Here is a 19,057-nt window from a genome sequence, read left to right as displayed (position 1 = left end):
AGCTTAACAAGATTTGGGTTCAATGAATGAACCTTCAGCTGCTAAGGTCGGCGCCAGCGGTGAGTTCATTCACCGAACCTAGAGATCCGCCGCCGATCCGCCGATCCGCCGATCCGCCGCCAAGGGGATCCGCCACCGAAGGGACGAGACGTCATGGCCCAGGCTCAGCCCGAGCCCCCGCACCAGCCCGTGAACCGGCCCGCGTCCACAACGGCGACGGGAGCTGGGACGGCGAGCGCGACCACGAGCGCGACCGCAACCGCAACCGCGAGTGCGAGTGCAACCGCGACCGCGACCGCACCCGCTGCCCCGCGGACCGCACCTCCGGCGCCGCGGACCACGTCCGCTGCCCCGCGCCCCGGCGCCACTCTCGCCGTGACCAGCGCGGCCACCACCATCGCCCTGATGAACTACACGACCCCGCTGCTCACCCTCCCGAGCATGAGCGCGGCCTTCGGCACCCCGCTCTCCGGCCAGGCCTGGCTGCTGAACGGCGCTCCGCTCGGCCTCGCCGCCGTTCTGCTGATCGCGGGCAGCCTCGCCGACGACTACGGCAGGCGCAGGATCTTCCTTCTGGGCGCCCTCGCCCTCGGTGTCACCACCGCGCTCGGCGGTCTCACCGACAGCACGCTGCTCTTCACACTCGCCCGGGTCGCGCAGGGCGCGGCGAGCGCGGCGATCATCGCGAGCAGTCTCGGGCTGCTGGTCCACGCGTTCCCGGCCGGTCCGGCCAGGATCAGGGCGACGGGGGTGTGGGGCGCGTTCGTCAGCGCGGGAATAGCCCTGGGCCCGCTACTCGCCGGGGGCCTGAACGGAGTGAGCGGACCGAGCGGTTCCGGCGCGGACGGCTCCAGCGGTTCCGGCTGGCGGCTGACCTACGCCGTGCTCGGCGTGGCCGCACTCGTCACCGCCGGTCTCGGCGTCCGCGTACTCGCGGAATCACGTGCCGCCCGCCGGAATCGACCCGATGTTTCGGGTGCTCTCACCCTCGCTCTGGCCTTCACCGCGCTGCTGAGCGCGCTCACCCTGGGGCGGGACGGCTGGCTGCGGGCGCCCGTCCTGCTCCTGCTGCTGGCCTCGGCCGTCCTCACCGCTGTCTTCACCGTCATCGAACTGCGCACCGCCGCTCCCCTGATCGATCTGGGGCTGCTGCGCCGGCCGCTGTTCGGGGCGGCGTCGACGGGCGCGCTGTTCACCGGTCTCGCGGTGATCGGTCTGATGAGCTATCTGCCGTCGCTGCTCCAGCAGACCATCCATATGTCGGCGCTCGGCGCGGCCTGGCTCTTCCTCCTCTGGTCGGGTACGGCCTTTCTCGTCGCTCTCCAGGCCCGGCGCCTCGCGGGCCGGGTGGCGGCCCGCCATCAGCTGGCGCTGGGCTTCGTACTGCACACGGCGGGGGCGCTGGGGATGCTGGGCGCGCTGGACGCCGGGTCCTGGGTACGTCTGGTGCCCGGTCTGTTCGTCGCGGGCGTGGGCAGCGGTCTGCTGAACGCCGCGCTGCCCCGGCTGTCCGTCGAGTCCGTGCCGACGGAGCGCGCCGCGATGGGCTCGGGCGCCAACAACACCGCGCGCTATCTCGGTTCGTCGGCCGGTGTCGCGCTGATCATCGCGGTGGCGACCTCGGTCGCCGATCCGGCACACGGCACGGACCTGGCGATCCTGGTCTCGGCGGGCCTCACGCTGGTGGGCGCGGCGGCGGTACTGGCGCTACGGGAACGCCGTCACCCGCGCGCAACGGCGTGACCCTGCCTCGTCGGCGGACAGACCGACGAGACAGCGCAGCCGGACCGCCGCTCACCGGGGCAGGAGCGGCGCGAACGGCGACAGCGGCCGGACCAGACGGACGGGACGGTGCGGCCGGAGGCGGAGGAGCAGCCGGACCGGACGGAGCGGCCGGAGGGGCCGGAGCGGCCCGAGGCGGACGGAGCGGCCCGGAGCGGGCGGAGCGCGACGTCCGAGCACGTCAGGACCGCGGGGCCGCACCGGGCGCGGCCTCCCCTCCGCCCGTATCCCGTACAGCAGTACGGTGTGCACCATGCGCCCCGACATGCCTGCCGACCACCCCACGGAAGCCGAGCGCCTGCTGCGTACGGCGGCCCAGTACCCCGAGGATCACGAGCCCCTGCTCCTCCAGGCCGCGGCCCATCTGGAACTGGCCGGCGACCGCGACCGCGCCACCGGCCTCTACGACACCCTCCTCGCGGGCTCCCCCGGCCACCCCCACCTGGTGAAGGCGCTCAAGGCCGCCAACCTCTGGGAGTACGGACACGAGGCCGAGGCCCGCGCGATCATCGACGGCCTGCGCTCCGCCGCCCCGCTGGACCCGGCGCCCTGGGAGATCGTGGCCGAGACGCTGGAGTCCCACGACGAACTGCCCGCGGCCCACGACGCCTTCACCACGGCCCTCAATCTGCTGCTCACCCCGGGCGAAGAGGTCCCCTACCCGACCCACAACCTGCTGATCGGCCGCCACCGCGTCCGCCGTCTGCTGGGCCTGGACCATGACGACTGGGACGCCCTCGCCGACCGCGTGCATCCCTCGACGGTCTCCCTGGACGAGCTGCACGACCCCAAACGCCTCTGGTCCCTGGGCTCCGACAACCCCGCCGAACTCCAGGCCGAGATCACCCGCCTCCGCGCCGAACTCGGCTCCTACCGCACGGCCCTGTCCCGCCCCTTCCCCGTGGCGGTCCTCCACTGGCCGCAGCCGGAACTGACCGAACTCCTCACCGCGTACCCCACCCTGGCCACCGAGTACCCCTCCCACGAGGCCCATCTGTCCCAACTGGAGGCCTCCCTCCGCGACCTGGCCGCCACCGGCACCCCCAACCTGGGCATCGTCACGGCCACGGTCCCCTCCTACGAGGCCTTCGCGGCCTCGGAACAGTCCTCCCCCTCCAACACCGCCCTGCTCCCCCAATACGCCACCACCCTCGCCGCCCGAGGCCGAGCCACCCCCTGGCCCCCACCCCGCAACGCCCCCTGCTGGTGCACCTCAGACAAGCCCTACCGCGACTGCCACGGTGTTCCGGGCTAGGCGTAGCGTCTCCGGATCACTGCGGAAACCCAACTGACTCAGATGATCGAAGTCCAGTCGTCGATCCCTCGATGAAGATCACCCTTCGGGCCGCACAAAGGGCTCTTGGCCGTCATCAGCCATGGCCCAGGCCCCTCCGCCGGCTCATCCTGCCGCGTGTAAGGCGAGCAGCACGGGCAGGGCACCCTGCCCGTGCTGGGGTTCGGCTCACCCAGGGAGCCGCCCAGAGGTTGAAGATATTCTGAGCGTATGCCAGACAGTGTTGAGTGGGATGCCCCAGCAGGCTCCTGGGCTTCTTCAGCAGCTCGCCGCCGCAACATGCAGGCGATCCGCAGCCGTGATACGAAGCCGGAGCAGACCCTTCGACGCCTCATTCACGCTCAAGGTCTCCGTTACCGGGTATGCGCCCGGCCACTGCCCGAGCTACGCCGGACAGCTGATCTCGTATTCCGTCCCGCCCTGGTCGCAGTATTCGTGGACGGCTGCTACTGGCATGGATGCCCAGAACACTACGTGTCACCCAAGACCAATTCTGCCTACTGGTCCGAAAAGGTGCTCCGCAATGTCAACCGTGATCGTGACACCGATCAAAAACTTGCTGCCGCCGGATGGCTAGCTCTCCGCTTCTGGGAGCATGAGTCGCCAACTGACTGCGCAGAGAAGGTAGCAGCCACGGTCCTTTCCCGCAGAACCAACCTAGAGAAGAACAAGCATCTAAAAGATCACAGGCTGATCTTCTGAATCTGACGCTCCAGCGGGAGCCGTCCCGTCGTCCATTACATAGCTTTCCAGTAGCTTAGAACGGAGCTCCGGCCTCAATACGGCAGCGATCGCCCGGCCGACCGCTTCGGCTACAGGCGGCGGAAAGGCATTACCCACCTGCCGGTATCGCGCGGTCTTGCCGCCCTGAAATTCCCACTCAGTCGGAAACCCCTGAATGATCGCGGCTTGTTCCACGGTAAGCATGGGACCCTTCGGCCGAAACAGGTCACGCGCCGGATCACATTGCTCTATGTCGTTGGCAACTCCGTTGCCGTCAACGCCGAGCGCCGCCCAAGCCTGCTTCGCCCGGCTAGGGCCCAGGTCAGCGCCACCATGTTTCCGAGAACCACCAACGAGAGTCGGCGCTACGTCAATACCAGCCGAAAGAGCCTTCAGCGCACGATCCTGCCATTGGTCAAAATGATATTCCCCAGTCTCGTCGCGCTTCTTCGAGGGCTGACCATGCTTATTCAGTGACCAGTACTTGTTGAACCGTTCACGCATCGAAGGCTTAAGCTTTTCATACACAGAGAGACTATCCGCACGCGCCCGAATCGGCCAGACGAAATCAACCCCATGGGAGAAGTCTCGATGAATGGCAACAAGGACTGCGCGAGGCCGCAACTGAGGCACACCAAAATCTTTTGCCTCTAGCTTCCGCCAGACTTGAGACATCTCCGCATTCTGCTTGACATCGGACCAATAAGTCTTGATCAACGGCACATCATAGCCCAGTCCGTACAGCTCATTTATAACTTTCCTCCTATACTCAAGAAATACATGAGGAGGTTCAAGAATCCCACGGACGTTTTCAATCATAATTGCCTTGGGCTTCATGTCGGCAACAATTTTAAGCATGTCCGGAAAAAGATCCCGCTCATCATCGGCACCAAGGCGCTTACCGGCAAGCGAGAATGGTGGGCAAGGAACACCACCAGCCAGCAGGTCAATTCTCAAGCCGCGATCTTTAATTTCCTGGTACTGCGGGGAAATGAGGAAGTCCTTGACATCGCCTGGCTCCAGGGCATCAACCTTCGACTCGTCCCATCCAGGCCAGGCGCCGACATTGGCCTTGAGAGTGTTCACCGCGTGACGGTCCCACTCAACGAGGGACAGATGGTGGAAACCTGCTTGGTGCAAACCGACGGCTTGCCCACCTGCGCCCGCGCAGATCTCAACTGACGTGAGTGGCTTATCGTTCTGCGGGCGTGGGTGATCGCCTGCCATCGGCTGCTCCTCGTGTATGGCGCGAAAAAGTCTGCTCAAGTCTCGCAGACTGCGCAGCAATGAGCAGCCGCCTCACCCGAGATCTTGCAGCATAACCTCATAGGCGACCACCGCTGGATGCGGCGGCCGCCAACGCCACCAGCCCTAGCCTGCCCGCACGTGCGCCAGAAGCGCCTCCACATCGCTGGGGGCTAGTCCAGCCGCCACAGCCGGCTCTTCCTCCAAGTCCGAGAGCTGCTGAACAGAGGGGTCATCCAAGATCTTCCCCATGAACTCAAGCTTCTGGTCAAGGCGGGCGGCGACGACCTCGTCAACGGTGTTGCGGACCGCAAGCACTGTGACACTGGTCTCGGTCCCAGGTTGAAGCCCAAGCCTATGGATACGGTCCAAGCTCTGCAGGAAGCGTCCCGCGACGAAGTCGCGATCGACATAGACCGCATCGTGACATACCTGATGGAGGCTGATCCCCTCACCCAGGGTCGCCGGGTTGGAGATAAGCACCATGCAGGCCGGATCCTCCCGGAAGCGACGGAGCTGCTCCTCACGATCTGCCGTTCCACCGAAGACAGTTGCCGGACTGTACTTCGCCAGAAGTCGTTCCAGAGTGGTGAGACTCCGCACAAAAGTGGTCCAGATCAGTGTTTTCCGTCCCTGACTGGCATTCTCGGCAACAATCGCCGCCGTTTCCTGGTACTTGGGTGAGAGCTCATAATCAGGAAGATTCTGCATGTGAGCGTAGAGTGAGTGGCCTCTCGGGATCTCCAGGGGGGGAAGCTGATACGCCAGCGGCTCATAGCGACTTGCACCTTCGAGCAGGAGGGCTGGACTTGTCGCAGCCATAAGCAAGCGCAAGGCCGTTCGCCCAAGAGCGGTCAGGTCATCGGCCCCGCCTCTGGAGTCCGCGCCCCCGACCAGCGCAGCATAGATCTCCTCATGCAGAGGCGGCATATCTACATAGCGCATCTTCAAGTCCATGGGAGGAAGTCCGAGTTCCTGCTTGGTCGTCCGGGCGAAGAGAGGCTGCAGGGCCGCACTGGCGTAGGCCAGGTCTCCTCCGGCAACGGCGCGCTCAACCGACCGCTGGCCATGCCCCGGCCACACGAAACCGAACAGACTCTCCAAGTCCTTCGACCCGTTCGGCGCCGGCGTACCGGTGAGAATCAGCCGCCTTGTCGCCAGCGGACCAAGTGCCATACAAGCAGACCCGTATGTGCCCCGCACTCCCAGTTTCATCCGATGTGCCTCGTCAAGGACGATCATGCTCGGCTCGGCTCTCAGCCAGGACGCCAGCGTCCCGAGTGAACGGTCGAGTCGTTCATAGTTGACGATCAGCACCTCCGCCCAGCGATCCGTCGCCCCGTCGAGCACGTGAGTACGAAGCCTGTGCTGAAAGCAGACCGCCGTCTCGTACTGCCATGACTCGTACGCGGACTTCGGGCAGACAACGAGAAGCCGTTTGACGTTGCCCTTCTCCCGCTGTGCGGCGTAGACGCCAAGAGCAGCCCTTGTCTTGCCCGCACCAGGGACGCTGAAGTTTGCCCCATGCTGAAGCGAGAGCAGCTTGGCAATGTCTCGGCGCTGAAATTCCCCAAGCTCCGCGATCCACTGGTCACCGAGCAGCGCGGGGACATCATCAGGATGGACCTCCCTTTCGCTTCCTGGATCGCTAAGCCTGGATTTGACCTTCTCAGCGTCCTGAATATTCCCCAGTACCAGGTTTCTGAGATCCTGCGCCCATGCCACTCCCGACGGATCCGGCCAGGTCGCTATCTCGCCAACCTTATTCAGCAGATCGTCGAGATCGACGATCGCGGTCAGCCGGCCAAGCTGGCCGCCCGTTCGGAAACGGGCGGCCAGCTGAACAAGATCTCCGCTGTAGTCTTCGGTGGTTCTGAGAATGACCCTGGTCCGTGTGTCGTCAAACGCGAGGTTCAACGACACCTGCCCGGCGGTGTCGGTCACTGCGTCTCCTTCGGGGCAACGGCTTCTACCAGCCAGGCAACGCCGTCACCCGGTTCCCCCTGGACTCGTCCAGCTTGCTGAGCAAGCTTCCGCAGACTCTCCCGCAGCCTCAGCACGGCTTCGTCGAGTGCCGCTTCGTCGAGGCTCCGGGCCGCGCGCGCCTGGACCACCTCGACCACGCACTGATCGATGTCCGCGCAGGCGTCCGCCAGCCGGGCGGGTGCAAGCTGCTTCCTCTTCCGCACCCGGGCGTCACGGCCGGCGGCGTCGATGGCCTTGTCGAATGCCTCCTTCGCCTCGTCAAAGACCTTCTGAGCGGCCTGCTTCTCCTCCGTGGCCGGCTCAGCACTTCCCGCCAGGGCCTTGGCTCGCAGAATCTGATCGTTGAGTGCACGCGCGGCAGCCACGCGGGCGGATGCTCCAGTCACGGACACACCCAGACCGGGTACGGCTACTGCCTCTTGTTCCACTCCGGAGCTGAGATCGCTGAGACCGGGCGGCAGTTCCGCAACGAGATAGTCTTTCTCCACGAAATACTCGTCGATATGACGTACATCCGTCTTAGAAAAGTCCAGGAGGATAGCGGCCAGCCGCAGTTCCTTGACGATCTCGCCATCGTCCGGCTCTGCCGCCGAAACTTTCTTGTAGAGCCTTTCCAGCTCCTTCAGCTTCTCCTGGTCGTACTCAAAATCGACCAGCCTCAGGGAAACCCCGCCCCCACTCCTGCTCCGCTCAATCAGTTCGCGAATGGTACCGAGAATCCAGCGCTCCTGATGGTAGGTCTTGACCTGAACCCTGAACTCCTTGGCAATGACATCCGGCGTTCGCCCCAGTGCGGCCTGTTCCTCCATGGCAAGCAGCCGGTTGATATACGAATAGTCACGCCGGTGATCTTTGCGCAACTGTAGTGACAGCTCAACAGCGTTGACGTCCGCCCAGGTGAAGGAAGCCGGCAGCACTCCCACCCGCATCGACTGCGCACCGGCCTCCCGCAGCGCGGCAGCGCGGGTGTTTCCATTGACAAGCACACCGTGGTGCGTGACCAGGCCGGGATCGTTCTGACCGAACTGCTCCAGGCTATCCTTCAGCGCCTCGAACGCGGAGTCCCTTCGATTCGGATTCGAAGGCTCCGCTTGCAGCAGGAATTTCAGGTAGTCCTGGCTCTCCACACTCCATGGATCGTCCTCCAGCGCACCGTCCTTCGCAGGGTCATGGCTGCGCTGCGCCCGGATACGGTGTGTCCCCGGATTGAAGTAGAGGCTACTGAGCGGAAGATCAATCACCTCAACGTGCGTGGCCTTGTCGTTCCAGTCGATCGTGACCGTTTCCCGGGTGCCCCCCGATGCTTTTACCTCCTCCAGCCGCTTCTTGATCAGCTCGCTGAACTCATCCGCCCTTGGCGGATCATTAAATTCCCGGAACACGCTCTCCCCGATCCTGTTCACTGGTTGTCTTCGTCGGCCACTGCTTTACGGACAGTCTCACGTGAGGCTGACGGCAAGGTCCGATACGCCCCCCACAGCTTCTCCAGGGACCCCTGAGTGCGTCGGTCTGCGGCGATCCAAGCCGTCAACGCCTGCTTCTCCAAAGGCGAGAGAGAATCGATCCTGCCGAGCACATCCGCGAGATCGACCGGCGCCTCGCCCGCGGTCCCCGACGTACAGCGCTTACACTCGGTCACCATCTGCACTTCCGTGGATCCGTCCTGCAGTACAACTTTTCGCCTTGCCACATTCAACTGTGACCGAACATCACTCCCCTCTTCGTATTCCTCACCTGCACCGATTCCACAGGTGCGGCACATGAAGTTGTCACTCTGCCAGACCTTAATGCGCTGAGGGCTGGTCAGACTACCTTTGTGTCGCGCGACCTTGGCCTGACCCGGAATCCACACCTCCGCACCCTTGGTGACATAGCGCTGCTCCTCCTGCTTCAGCGCCGGGTCATCGCGACTGGTGTCGATCCGCCAGCCGTGATCCCTCAAATCACGCAAACGCCGGTCGATCTGGGCGACTTCAGGGAAAGCCTGGCGAAGCTGCGCTTTGGTGAAGATGTTGCCCTCCCCTACCTCGGTCTCCAGCCAGAGACCGGCGCGCACCTTACCGCCAAGTTTGCCGTTCTGCCACGATGGCAGCATTGCCATGCCTTCTCTCCGATCAACAGCACAGTTCGAGGCCAACGACGCACAGGGCAGCACAAATCGGCATATACACCGCACCCCTTCGGCCGCTGACTCGGGTTGCCCCGGGAAACCATTCATTGCCTATAGCAACTCGGATGTCCAGGTCTTTTGGATGTTGCGCCCGAACGCGACAACATCCAACGACACACCACGCCGCCTCGTCATGCACAATCGGTCTTCACGGCGGCATCACACCAAAGGGGGAGGCAAATCGTGCGAGCGGGACAAGTGGGCACCAGGATCAGAGAAGACCTGCCCCCAGGCAGGCTGGAACTGGTCCGTGCGTTGAAGAAGCTGTACAGCTGCCTGGGCAGGTGCACTCAGGCCGGAACCGCGCTTCGCCTGACAGAGAAGGGGCACACCGTCACGAAGGGGCAGATTTCGCGCTACCTCAATGGCAATATGCTCCCGAACGCGAAGTTCGTAGAGGCTCTTTACGACTTGGCCGTGGCGACGGCAGGCAACAATCCTGGCGGCATGACACGGCAGCAAGTACTCAGTCTCCATGGCTCCGCTGAGCCGACTCGCTGCGGAACCTGTCGTCAGACGCGGCAGCGAAATCGCGCTTTGGCCAAAGAGAACGAGGAGCTGAAGGCGGCCGAAGCCGGCCTTCGAGCGCAGCTCACGACTGCACAGCGGCGTGAAACGCCGCTGCCGGTCCCCCGACGAGAGAGGGACCGGCAGCGGCGCTCAAGCGACGTCCGCGCCGCCCGCCAGATCGCCAAGCAAGCAGCGAGTCTTCAAGATGCAGGCGATCCGGGCGCCGCTCTGGCGATGTTGCTCGACACTGTGGGCACTCTGACTCCCGTGGAAGGCGCCATGTCCGCCAAGATTCTCCGCGCCGAGAAGCGCGATCAACTCGCGGATACCCTGCTGCACGTCTACGGCCGGGAGCGCCGGGAGGGTGACGTCCTCTGGATGGCGTTGAAACTGCACGAGCAGGGACTGATGAACGACGTGGCCGTGGTCCTGCGTGCAGCTACCAGCCAGGCCGGGACCGACACCGGCGTTTGACTCGACAACAGCGAGCTAAGGGTCCGTCATCACCCTGCGCGGCCGGCTCCGTTGACGGTCGGCTGGCAGTAGACGGTTTTGCGTCACGATCCGTGTTCCGCAGAGCGGACTGCGCCGACGCCCCGACATCCGTCACCGGACGTGGTGACTGCGATCAAGCCTCTGCCTTACGTGGCTTCGGCCTCGTAGTGCATCTGGGCACGGTCGAGTACTGCGTCCGGGTCTCCGCCCCGAGCGGCTACCCAGTGGAGGAGGTCCCCGATCAGATCGGTCGGGGACTCGTCCGCAGCTGGCAGGCCGACGCCACCTGATGTCGCCAGGACACCCGGAAGGGTTCGGTACGCGGCCAGCATCGCTGACGCGCGATCAGACTTGAGGCACTGCCCGTGCCGGCCCAGTGGGAATTCACACCAGACTGCCTTGCCTGTGGCGATGACGACCGTACCCCAGTCCATCGCCAGCACCGCCAGCAGATGCAGTCCCCTGCCGCACTCTTCTCCGCAGGCCGCTTGTTTCAGCACCGGCAGCACAGGGCTCGTGTCATGCATCTCAATGCGCAGCCTGCCCGCCCCCGGCTGCAGGACCAGCGTTGACGAAACACCCGCACCGACGTGCTTCACGACGTTCGTCGCGAGTTCGGTCACCCCGAGCTGCGTCTCGTCCACAAGTGCCGACGCTCCCTCCGTGCCGTCACTGAACTGTTGGCTGAAGCAGCGGATGACCGGCTCCGATTGGAAGGTTTCTCCCATGTCAGCGAGGACCACGACCCGGCGGCGTCAGCTCAGCCACCTGCTGGAGGCCAACGAGTCACCGGACATCACGCTCCAGATCCTGCCGTTCGCGAAAGGCGCTCTTCGATGGTTCAAGTCCTCCTACAGCGGCGGCAATACGACCGAGTGCGTGGAGGCCGCGCTGCTGGTTGGCGGGGTTGCGGTGCGGGATTCCAAGGACTCCGGTGGGGGCGGCTGGTGTTTGGGGGGGGATGCGTGGGGGCGGTTTTTGGGTGGGGTGGTCAGAGGTATGGGCGGATGATTACGTTCGGGAGGGTGGGGCGGGATTTGGCGTGGTGGAGTTTGGTGCGGACCGCGGCTACCAGTTCTTCGGGGTGGTCGCGGATGAGGGCCGGGACCGCGCTCACCACGTCCACTCCGTGAGCTTCCAGGAGGAGGCGGCGGCGGAGGGTGGCGCGGTAGGCGGTGACGCCCAGGTGGAATTCCTCCGAGTCGACTTCCAGGGCCACTCCGGCGTGGGCCCAGTAGGCGTCCGGGCGGGCGAGGAAGGTGCCGGTGGGGGTGAGGAGGAGCGGGTTCCAGAGGGGGTGGGGGAGGCCGGCGGCGAGGAGGGTGTCGCGGGCCTGGCCCTCGGCGATGGAGCGGGTGCCCGCGCGGAGTTCGTCCAGGACCGCGCGGACCGCCGGGTTGCGCAGGGCGTGCGAGGCGCGGAGTTCGGCGTGCAGGTCCTCCGGGTGGCAGCTGCATGTCTGGACCGTCGTCGCGAGGATCGCGCGTACCCGTTCCGTGGACGGTTCGTGGGCGGCGAAGTCGGACGCCGCGCGGACCGGCCGTACGCAGGGGATGCCGTTGACCAGCAGGGTCGGCGGCCAGCGGCTCGTGCGGCGCAGGCGTACATACGATCTGTCCCGCAGACCGCGGCGCGCGCCGATCAGGACGTCGGCCCGTCCAGCCGTCGCACCCCGCACTCCGTACAGCGACAGTGCCGCCTCGCCCGTCAGGACCGCCCTCTTACCGGAGAGGGCGGTCGTCCCGGCGTCCGCGTAGAGCACCGCGGCGAGCAGCCGCTGGCGTGGATCAGGTTCGCCGGTCTGTATCAGGACGACGCCGGGCAGCAGCCGCTGCCAGGGTCCGCCCGGCGCGCAGCGGCGGGCGGCGGTACTGGCGGCGAGGCCGGTGGCCCGTAGCTGGCCGGACGTCGCCAGGCGCATTTGCGTACGGGACAGATGAGCGATGGCCGCGTCGGCGGCGGTGGTCCTGGGCATGGGGGTTCACTGCCCGCGCCCGGTGGGAAGTGGACACGCGCCGATGAGCTGTGACGGTCTCTTGTGTCCTCGGTTGCGTTCCGGGCATACCGTCCGGCTCATGCCCCTCCGGCTCATGCCGTCCTGGTTAGGCTCGGTCATGTCAGGAGACCTGAAGAGCGGCGAAGGCGGCAGACAATGGCAACGGCAGCAGCGACACCCGTGAGGATCCCACCGGCGGCCGTGGCCGCGGGTGCGGCGGCGGGCGGGCTCGTCGGGGGGTACGGGATCGCCCGGTGGACCAAGAAGCGTCCCCTCGGCGGTGTCGCCCTCGCCGCCGCGGGCGCCGTGGCCGCCCGCCAGTGGCAGCGGACCGGCGGGACGAAGACCGCGGTGGGGCTGAGCGCCGCGTACGTCGCCGCCTTCGCCGGTTCGCATCCGCTGGCCAAGAAGATCGGAGCCTGGCCCGCCGTCCTCACCGTGGCGGGCGCCGTCGCCGCCGCGTCCTGGACGGTGACCCGCCGCGCGGCCGGCTGAGAGAAGACGAGGGAAGGAAGAAAGAAGTCTCTTCCGGGCGCCGCTGAACGGGTCCGCCCCGCCCTCCGTATTCAAGGGCAACTCCCCCATGGTGGCTGGGCGCGTGAGCGGACGACAGGGTCCGGATCACGCGCCCAGCGCGTGCGCCACCGTATAGATCAGCAGGCCCGCGAGCGCGCCGACCACCGTGCCGTTGATCCGGATGAACTGGAGGTCACGGCCGATATTCGCCTCGATCTTCTTCGATGTGTCGGCCGCGTCCCAGCTCCGCACGGTGTCCGAGATCAGGGATGTGATCTCACCGCGGTACGTGGAGACGACATACCCCGCCGCGTCCTCGATCCAGCCGTCCACCTTGCCCTGGAGCCGGCCGTCCGTCGCCAGCCGCGCGCCCAGGGAGAGCAGCGAGGCACGCGCGCGCAGACGCAGTTCGCTCCGGTCGTCCTCCGCCGCGGACATGATCATCGCGCGTATGGACGCCCAGGCGGAGGCGATGATGTCCTGCACCTCGGGGCGTGCCAGCAGATCCGACTTCAGCCGCTCGACCCTGGCCCGGGTCTCCGTGTCCGACTGGAGGTCCACGGCGAAGTCCCGCAGGAAGCGGTCGATGGCACCGCGCGCCGGATGGTCGGGCATGTCGCGCATCTCGGTGACGAAGCGCAGCAGTTCCTTGTAGACGCGGTCACCGACCTTGCGGTCGACGAAACGCGGCGTCCAGCCCGGCGCACCGCCCTGCACCGCGTCCATCACCGAGTCCGCGTGCTCCACCAGCCAGTCGTGCGCGCGGACGCAGATCAGATCGACCGCGCGATGGTGCGAACCGTCGGTGACGATTCTCGCCAGGGTCTTGCCGAGACCCGGCGCGACCTCGGCCGCGTCCGCGCGGCGGGTGATCGCCTCGCCGACGATCGCCTGTACGTCGGAGTCCCGCAGCACTCTCAGCGCGCCGCGCAGCGCCGTGGACAGCTCGGCGGTGACACGGTCGGCATGGGCTGGTTCGGCCAGCCACGTGCCGAGCCGGCCGCCGATACCGAGGGCGCGCAGCCGGGTCCGTACCACCTCGGCCGAGAGGAAGTTCTCCCCCACGAACGAGCCCAGCGAGGCCCCGAGCTGGTCCTTCTTGTTCGGGATGATCGCGGTGTGCGGGATGGGCAGACCGAGCGGGTGACGGAACAGCGCCGTCACCGCGAACCAGTCGGCCAGCGCGCCCACCATGCCCGCCTCCGCCGCTGCGGCGACATAGCCCGTCCAGCCGCCCGCGCCGGAGTTCTTCGCCCAGGTGGCGAGGACATAGATCAGGGCCACCAGCAGCAGCAGACCGGTTGCGGTGGTCTTCATACGGCGGACGCCGCGCCGTTTCTCCTCGTCGGCGGCCGTGTACGAGAAGGAGCCGAGGGTGGCGCCCAAAGGGGAGCGCCTGCCGCGTCCGGCGGATCCGTCGGACGCGCCGGGGGCGGTGGGGGCGGTGGGGGCGGTGGACGCGCCGGGGGTGGACGCGCCAGGGGCGGTGGGAGTGGTGGAGGTGGTGGGAGCAGTGGACGTACCAGGTCCGTCGGACGTAGACGTACCGGTTCCGGCGCGCCCACCGGACGCGTCGGAGGCGCCGGACGCGGGCGAGCCGCCGGGCAGCGCGGACGGACCCGAAGGCCCCGGACCGTGACCGTTGTCACTGCCGTCACGACCGACACGGCTGTCACGGCCGACACCGCCGTCGGTGCCGCCTCCGCCGTTCCCTGCTTCCGCCGCTCTCTCCGGATCCGTACGTTCCATTCCGCTCCACCCGTCCGCGTACGTGCCGTGCCCGCAGGCCCGCCCGTACGCATTGTCTCTGTCTGAGGTACTCCCGGGACGCACGTCGAGTTCCCGCGCGCTATCAGATCGCGATACCGGATGATGTCTTCTGCGCCGACGTACACCGGAAACCGGGCGAGGTGCCAGGAGAACACGAGGGGACACCGAGGCATGGCGAGACTCCGCGCATGGGGGCCGCTCGGGGCGCTGATGGGGGTGGTGGCACTGGTATGCGGCGCCATCATCGGCGGGTTCGCCCTGCTCGACGGCGCCGGCACGGGCGGAGGCACGGGCACGGGCAAGGGCGGCGGAGGCGAGGGCGACGGCTGGTGGGCACCCGGCGCACAGGACCGTATCCGCATCGGCAACGCCGAGCCCGTCTCCAGCGACCCCTGGACCGGTACCTGGGCCGCCGCCCCCGCCGGGGCCGAACCAGGCGCATCGACCGGCCACCCCGGCCGCTCCATCCGTAACGTCGTACACACCAGCATCGGCGGCACCAGTGTCCGGGTCACCCTCTCCAACCTCTACAGCCCCACCGCGCTGCTGATCGGCCACGCCTCGATCGCCATCGGCAAGGACGGAGCCGGAAACAGCGGCAGCGGCAGCGGCAGCAGCGGCGACAGCGACAGCGGCGCGGAGGCCGTCGCCGGCACCATGCGGAAGCTGACCTTCGCCCGGCAGCCCTCCGTGACCGTGCCGCCACGCGGGCAGATCGTCAGCGACCCGGTGGAACTGCCGGTCCCGTACGACGGCGATCTGCTGATCACGCTCTACACCCCGGCGCCCGGCGGCCCGGTCACCTACCACCCGCTGGCGCTCCAGACCTCGTACCTCGCCCATGGCGACCGTACGGAGGACCTCGACGGCGCCGCCTACACCGAGCCGACCGGCTTCTGGCGCTATCTCACCGCCGTCGACGTACTCAACCGCGACTCGCCGGGCGCGGTGGTCGTCCTCGGCGACTCGATCACCGACGGCGACGGCTCCCGCCACGGCGCGAACCACCGCTGGCCCGACACGCTCGCCGCCCGGCTGCGCGACCAGCACATCGGCGTGCTCAACGAGGGCATCAGGGGAAACCGGGTCCTGGCCGACCAGTCGCGGCGCGGCTGCGGCGAGAGCGGGCTCTCCCGCTTCCGACGGGATGTCCTCGGCCGGGCCGGGGTCAAGGTCGTCGTCATCGACCTCGGCGTCAACGACATCCTGCGCGGCGGTGTCGCCGACCCCGCCGCCGTCACGGCCGGGCTCAGGGAACTGACCCGGCAGGCGCACGCCCAAGGGGTACGCGTCATCGGGGCGACGCTGGCGCCCTTCGGCGCGTACGGCGGATACGGCGACGTCGCCGAGTCCGTACGCGAGCGGGTCAACGAGGAGATCAGATACGGCGGGGTCTTCGACGCCGTCGTGGATTTCGACCGGGTACTGCGCGATCCTTACGCGCCCGACCGGCTCAGGCCGATGTACGACTCAGGGGACGGTCTGCACCCGAGCGACGCGGGCTACGAGGCGATGGGCCGCTCTCTCGATCTCGCGGCGCTGGAGGGCGGCCAGGTCCGGGCCCGGCTCTGAGGCGACGGGTCGGCCTGGGGGCGTACGGCCGGCCGCCGCCCGGCCCAGCCCGGCCCGATACGTACAGGCGGCCCTACGTGCCGTACGGGGACGAGCCCGGCTCCGGCGCGTACCGCTGCCTCGTACAGCGCCCACGTGCGCCGGTACCCACGAGAGCGCCAGTGCCCACGTGTGCCGGTACCCACGAGAGCGCCAGCGCCCACGAGCGCCGGTGCCCACGTACGCCAGTGCCCACGTGCGCCGGTCAGTCCAGTTCCTTGCGGCTCTTCTTCTCCAGCCGCTCCCGCTTCCGCTCCTCCTTGAGCCGGCGCTTCTCCGACTCCCTGATCTTGCGCTCCACCCCGACCCCGCCCATCAGCGCGAACCCGGTGACGATCACCCGCGGCGAGCCGGGACTCACCTCGGCGTCGCCCAACTCGCCGAAGCCGCCCATGAAGCCGGAGCCCCTGACCTCGACATCCATGTCCGGCGGCACGACGACACGGACACCGCCCATGATCGTGAAACAGCGGATCACCACATCACGGTCCTCGAACCGCGCCTCGCGCAGATCGATCTCGCCACCCGCCTGAAGGACGACCGCCGTGAATGTCCGGCCCACCGTCCAGGCGCCCTTGCGCCCGAATCCGCCCCAGAACGCGAAGGCGCCCTTGGACGTGGCGGACCCCTTGCCGATCCGGTCCGACCAGCCGCTCACACCGCCGCCCGACGAGGACGGGAGCGCCATGTCCGTCGTCGTACCGGGCGCGGGCAGGTCCCGTACCAGTGGCGCCAACTCGCCATGGGTGCGCGCCTTGTACGTCGCCTCCAGGCGCTCGTCGAACTCCTCCATGTCGAGCCGGCCCTCGGCCACGGCCTCGCGCAGCCGCTCCGCGATCTGCTCCCGCTCGGCATCGGAGGCACGCGTATCAGGACCGGGGCCGGAAACCGGGCCGCCGGAGCCAGGGCTGGAACCGGGGCCTGGATCAGGCCGTTCACTCGTCATGGCAGCAGAGTAGTCACCGCCGGGGCCCGCGTCACACAGCTGATCGATCGGCGTACATCTTCGCGATGACCGCCTCGATGTCCGGCTCCCGCACCGAAAGATCGACCAGCGGATACTCCGCCGCTATCCGGGCGACCAGCGGCGCCGCCGACTCCGTCGCGGGGAAGGAGAGCCACTGCCGCGGCCCCTCCACCCTGACCGTCCGCGCACCGGGGAGTTCGACCGGCGGAAGCTCACGCTCCAGATCGACGACGAGCGTCCGCTCGCTCTCCCCGACCTCGTGCAGCCCGGCCAGCGCGCCGTCGTACAGCAGCCGGCCGTGGTCGATGACCATCACCCGCTTGCAGAGCTGCTCGATATCCGTCAGATCATGGGTGGTCAGCAGAACGGTCGTGCCGCGTTCCGCGTTCAGGTCCCGCAGGAACTCCCTGACCTTGGCCTTCGACACCACATCGAGCCCGATGGTCGGCTCGTCCAGATACAGCACCTCGGGGTCGTGCAGCAGCGCCGCCGCGATATCGCCGCGCATCCGCTGGCCGAGCGAGAGCTGCCGTACGGGTACGTCCAACAGCGCGGCCAGATCGAGGAGTTCGACGCACCGCTCCAGGTTCACCCGGAACCGCGCGTCGGGGACGCGGTACATCCGGTGCATCAGCTGGTACGAGTCGATCAGCGGCAGATCCCACCAGAGCGTGGTGCGCTGCCCGAAGACCACGCCGATACGCTGCGCCAGCCGCGTACGCTCCCGGGACGGATCGATGCCCGCGACGCGCAGCCGTCCGCCGCTCGGGGTCAGAATGCCCGTGAGCATCTTGATGGTGGTCGACTTGCCCGCGCCGTTCGGGCCGATGTAGCCGACCATCTCACCGCGCGGCACCCGGAAGCTGATGCCGTCGACGGCCCGTACCTGATGCTTCTCGCGGCGCAGCAGGCCCGCTCTGCGCCGTACGTCGAAGACTTTCTCGATGCCGTCCAGCTCGATGAAGTCCGGGTCACCGCCCAGGCCTTCCGTACTCGTACTCATCAACGCTCCGTTCCACTCCACCCGGTCCCCGATCCGACCCGATCCGCCCCGATCCGACTGGTTCAAATCGGCCCGATCCAAATGACCCAGCTGACCCAGCCGATCCAGCTGCCCCAGAAGGACAGGCCCTACCTCCCCTGGCTCACCTAGCTCACCTAGCTCCCCGTACTCCTGTACGTACGCAGCCCCGCCCGCCACGCGACGCCCGCCAGCGCGCAGCTCGCCCCCGCCACCACCGGCGGCAGGAACGCGACCGCGTCCGGAAGCCCCAACGGGTCCTCGCGGCCCAGGACATACAGCGCCGGCAGCCAGTTGACGAAGGCCAGCGGCACCACGAACGTCACCCCGCGCACCAGGTCCTTCCCGAAGACCGTGGGCGGGTACTGCAACAGCGTCGTACCGCCGTACGTGAACGAGTTCTGCACCTCGGCGGCGTCCTGCGCCCAGAACTGGAACGCCGCGCCCGCCACGAACACCGCCGAGAAGATGGCCGCGCCGCTCACCACCATCATCGGCAGCATCAGCACCCGTACCGGCGTCCAGTCGATGTCCAGCGCCACCAGGGCGTAGACCAGCACCAGCAGCCCCTGGGTGACCCGGCCGAGCCGGCGCAGCGCGAACCGGTCCGCCGCCACCTGCGCCAGTACGGGTACGGGCCGCAGCAGCAGCGTGTCGAGCGTGCCGTCACGCACCCGCCTGCCCAGCCGGTCCATCGAGCCGAGCAGCAGATCGGCGAGGCCGAAGGCGGTCGCGGAGGTCCCGTACAGAAAGGCGACCTCCGGCAGCGAGTAGCCACCCAGGGCGTCCACATGGGCGAACATCAGCAGGATCGCGACGAAGTCGAAGGCGGTCGCCGCGAAGTTCCCGAACGCCGTCATCGCGAAGGACGCGCGGTACGCCATCGTGGAACGCATCCACATCGCGACGATCAGGCCGTACGCCCGGAGGCCGTCCCGCAGGGCGGCCCGCCGTGAGAGCCGCGGAATCCA

Annotated in this window: 17 protein-coding genes; 7 read left to right on the top strand and 10 right to left on the bottom strand. The window is 67.4% G+C overall.

Annotated features, from left to right (window positions below; translation table 11 throughout):
• Positions 1–375 precede the first annotated feature (375 nt).
• The 3 genes from OG214_RS25350 to OG214_RS25340 all read left to right on the top strand — a co-directional run bounded on the left by OG214_RS25350 (position 376) and on the right by OG214_RS25340 (position 3,778).
• Entirely contained in the window at positions 376–1,743 is a 1,368-nt protein-coding gene (locus OG214_RS25350) for an MFS transporter (RefSeq protein WP_405986046.1), read from the top strand.
• A gap of 292 nt (positions 1,744–2,035) precedes the next feature.
• The gene (locus OG214_RS25345) at positions 2,036–3,037 is read left to right on the top strand and encodes an SEC-C metal-binding domain-containing protein (RefSeq protein ID WP_405986045.1); all 1,002 of its coding nucleotides are present in this window, start codon (positions 2,036–2,038) and stop codon (positions 3,035–3,037) included.
• A gap of 249 nt (positions 3,038–3,286) precedes the next feature.
• Positions 3,287–3,778, top strand: a complete 492-nt coding sequence (locus OG214_RS25340) for a very short patch repair endonuclease (protein ID WP_405986044.1) — start codon at positions 3,287–3,289, stop codon at positions 3,776–3,778.
• Here OG214_RS25340 and OG214_RS25335 read toward each other — a convergent pair.
• From OG214_RS25335 to OG214_RS25320, 4 genes are all read right to left on the bottom strand, one after another.
• Positions 3,752–5,026, bottom strand: a complete 1,275-nt coding sequence (locus OG214_RS25335; RefSeq protein ID WP_405986043.1) for a DNA cytosine methyltransferase — start codon at positions 5,024–5,026, stop codon at positions 3,752–3,754. The two genes, OG214_RS25340 and OG214_RS25335, sit on opposite strands and share 27 nt — an antisense overlap.
• Before the next feature lie 144 nt (positions 5,027–5,170).
• A complete protein-coding gene (locus OG214_RS25330; protein WP_405986042.1) occupies positions 5,171–6,988 on the bottom strand; it encodes a DEAD/DEAH box helicase in 1,818 nt (605 codons plus the stop codon).
• A complete protein-coding gene (locus OG214_RS25325; RefSeq protein WP_405986041.1) occupies positions 6,985–8,412 on the bottom strand; it encodes a ParB N-terminal domain-containing protein in 1,428 nt (475 codons plus the stop codon). Before OG214_RS25325 ends, OG214_RS25330 begins: the two co-directional genes overlap by 4 nt.
• A 17-nt stretch (positions 8,413–8,429) precedes the next feature.
• The gene (locus OG214_RS25320; RefSeq protein WP_405986040.1) at positions 8,430–9,131 is read right to left on the bottom strand and encodes a hypothetical protein; all 702 of its coding nucleotides are present in this window, start codon (positions 9,129–9,131) and stop codon (positions 8,430–8,432) included.
• Between the two features lie 267 nt (positions 9,132–9,398).
• Between OG214_RS25320 and OG214_RS25315 the strand changes: the two genes are divergently transcribed.
• Entirely contained in the window at positions 9,399–10,184 is a 786-nt protein-coding gene (locus OG214_RS25315) for a hypothetical protein (RefSeq protein ID WP_405986039.1), read from the top strand.
• A gap of 167 nt (positions 10,185–10,351) precedes the next feature.
• Here OG214_RS25315 and OG214_RS25310 read toward each other — a convergent pair whose 3' ends face one another.
• Positions 10,352–10,849, bottom strand: coding sequence for an ATP-binding protein (locus OG214_RS25310; protein ID WP_405986038.1), 498 nt, complete (start codon positions 10,847–10,849; stop codon positions 10,352–10,354).
• Positions 10,850–10,868: 19 nt separating this feature from the next.
• Here OG214_RS25310 and OG214_RS25305 point away from each other — a divergent pair, with 19 nt between their 5' ends.
• Entirely contained in the window at positions 10,869–11,216 is a 348-nt protein-coding gene (locus tag OG214_RS25305; protein ID WP_405986037.1) for a Scr1 family TA system antitoxin-like transcriptional regulator, read from the top strand.
• On the opposite strand, the gene OG214_RS25300 is transcribed toward OG214_RS25305, so the two are convergent.
• The gene (locus OG214_RS25300) at positions 11,197–12,180 is read right to left on the bottom strand and encodes a hypothetical protein (RefSeq protein ID WP_405986036.1); all 984 of its coding nucleotides are present in this window, start codon (positions 12,178–12,180) and stop codon (positions 11,197–11,199) included. The two genes, OG214_RS25305 and OG214_RS25300, sit on opposite strands and share 20 nt — an antisense overlap.
• A 177-nt stretch (positions 12,181–12,357) precedes the next feature.
• Between OG214_RS25300 and OG214_RS25295 the strand changes: the two genes are divergently transcribed.
• Positions 12,358–12,696, top strand: coding sequence for a hypothetical protein (locus OG214_RS25295; RefSeq protein WP_405986035.1), 339 nt, complete (start codon positions 12,358–12,360; stop codon positions 12,694–12,696).
• A gap of 126 nt (positions 12,697–12,822) precedes the next feature.
• Here OG214_RS25295 and OG214_RS25290 read toward each other — a convergent pair whose 3' ends face one another.
• The gene (locus tag OG214_RS25290) at positions 12,823–14,466 is read right to left on the bottom strand and encodes a DUF445 family protein (protein ID WP_405986034.1); all 1,644 of its coding nucleotides are present in this window, start codon (positions 14,464–14,466) and stop codon (positions 12,823–12,825) included.
• A 192-nt stretch (positions 14,467–14,658) separates the two neighbouring features.
• Here OG214_RS25290 and OG214_RS25285 point away from each other — a divergent pair, with 192 nt between their 5' ends.
• Positions 14,659–16,059, top strand: a complete 1,401-nt coding sequence (locus tag OG214_RS25285) for an SGNH/GDSL hydrolase family protein (protein ID WP_405986033.1) — start codon at positions 14,659–14,661, stop codon at positions 16,057–16,059.
• A gap of 244 nt (positions 16,060–16,303) precedes the next feature.
• On the opposite strand, the gene OG214_RS25280 is transcribed toward OG214_RS25285, so the two are convergent.
• From OG214_RS25280 to OG214_RS25270, 3 genes are all read right to left on the bottom strand, one after another.
• Positions 16,304–17,044 carry a DUF1707 domain-containing protein gene (locus OG214_RS25280; RefSeq protein WP_405986032.1) on the bottom strand — a complete coding sequence of 247 codons (741 nt, stop codon included), beginning with the start codon at positions 17,042–17,044 and terminating at the stop codon, positions 16,304–16,306.
• Between the two features lie 31 nt (positions 17,045–17,075).
• The gene (locus OG214_RS25275) at positions 17,076–18,068 is read right to left on the bottom strand and encodes an ATP-binding cassette domain-containing protein (RefSeq protein WP_405986031.1); all 993 of its coding nucleotides are present in this window, start codon (positions 18,066–18,068) and stop codon (positions 17,076–17,078) included.
• 155 nt (positions 18,069–18,223) lie between these two features.
• Positions 18,224–19,054: an ABC transporter permease gene (locus OG214_RS25270; RefSeq protein WP_405987614.1), complete on the bottom strand. Its 831-nt coding sequence runs from the start codon at positions 19,052–19,054 to the stop codon at positions 18,224–18,226.
• Positions 19,055–19,057: the final 3 nt, after the last annotated feature.

The sequence above is a fragment of the Streptomyces sp. NBC_00872 genome, from assembly GCF_045161915.1.
Classification (GTDB): domain Bacteria; phylum Actinomycetota; class Actinomycetes; order Streptomycetales; family Streptomycetaceae; genus Streptomyces.
The sequence above is the reverse complement of the archived record's forward strand: the minus strand, read 5'-3'. Positions and strand labels throughout refer to the sequence as shown.

Excerpts from the sequence above, each read along its gene's own strand:
- OG214_RS25285 (WP_405986033.1), top strand. The coding sequence starts at position 14,659 with ATGGCGAGACTCCGCGCATGGGGGCCGCTCGGGGCGCTGATGGGGGTG.
- OG214_RS25290 (WP_405986034.1), bottom strand. The coding sequence starts at position 14,466 with ATGGAACGTACGGATCCGGAGAGAGCGGCGGAAGCAGGGAACGGCGGA.
- OG214_RS25335 (WP_405986043.1), bottom strand. The coding sequence starts at position 5,026 with ATGGCAGGCGATCACCCACGCCCGCAGAACGATAAGCCACTCACGTCA.
- OG214_RS25340 (WP_405986044.1), top strand. The coding sequence starts at position 3,287 with ATGCCAGACAGTGTTGAGTGGGATGCCCCAGCAGGCTCCTGGGCTTCT.
- OG214_RS25300 (WP_405986036.1), bottom strand. The coding sequence starts at position 12,180 with ATGCCCAGGACCACCGCCGCCGACGCGGCCATCGCTCATCTGTCCCGT.
- OG214_RS25275 (WP_405986031.1), bottom strand. The coding sequence starts at position 18,068 with ATGAGTACGAGTACGGAAGGCCTGGGCGGTGACCCGGACTTCATCGAG.
- OG214_RS25345 (WP_405986045.1), top strand. The coding sequence starts at position 2,036 with ATGCGCCCCGACATGCCTGCCGACCACCCCACGGAAGCCGAGCGCCTG.
- OG214_RS25295 (WP_405986035.1), top strand. The coding sequence starts at position 12,358 with ATGGCAACGGCAGCAGCGACACCCGTGAGGATCCCACCGGCGGCCGTG.
- OG214_RS25280 (WP_405986032.1), bottom strand. The coding sequence starts at position 17,044 with ATGACGAGTGAACGGCCTGATCCAGGCCCCGGTTCCAGCCCTGGCTCC.
- OG214_RS25320 (WP_405986040.1), bottom strand. The coding sequence starts at position 9,131 with ATGGCAATGCTGCCATCGTGGCAGAACGGCAAACTTGGCGGTAAGGTG.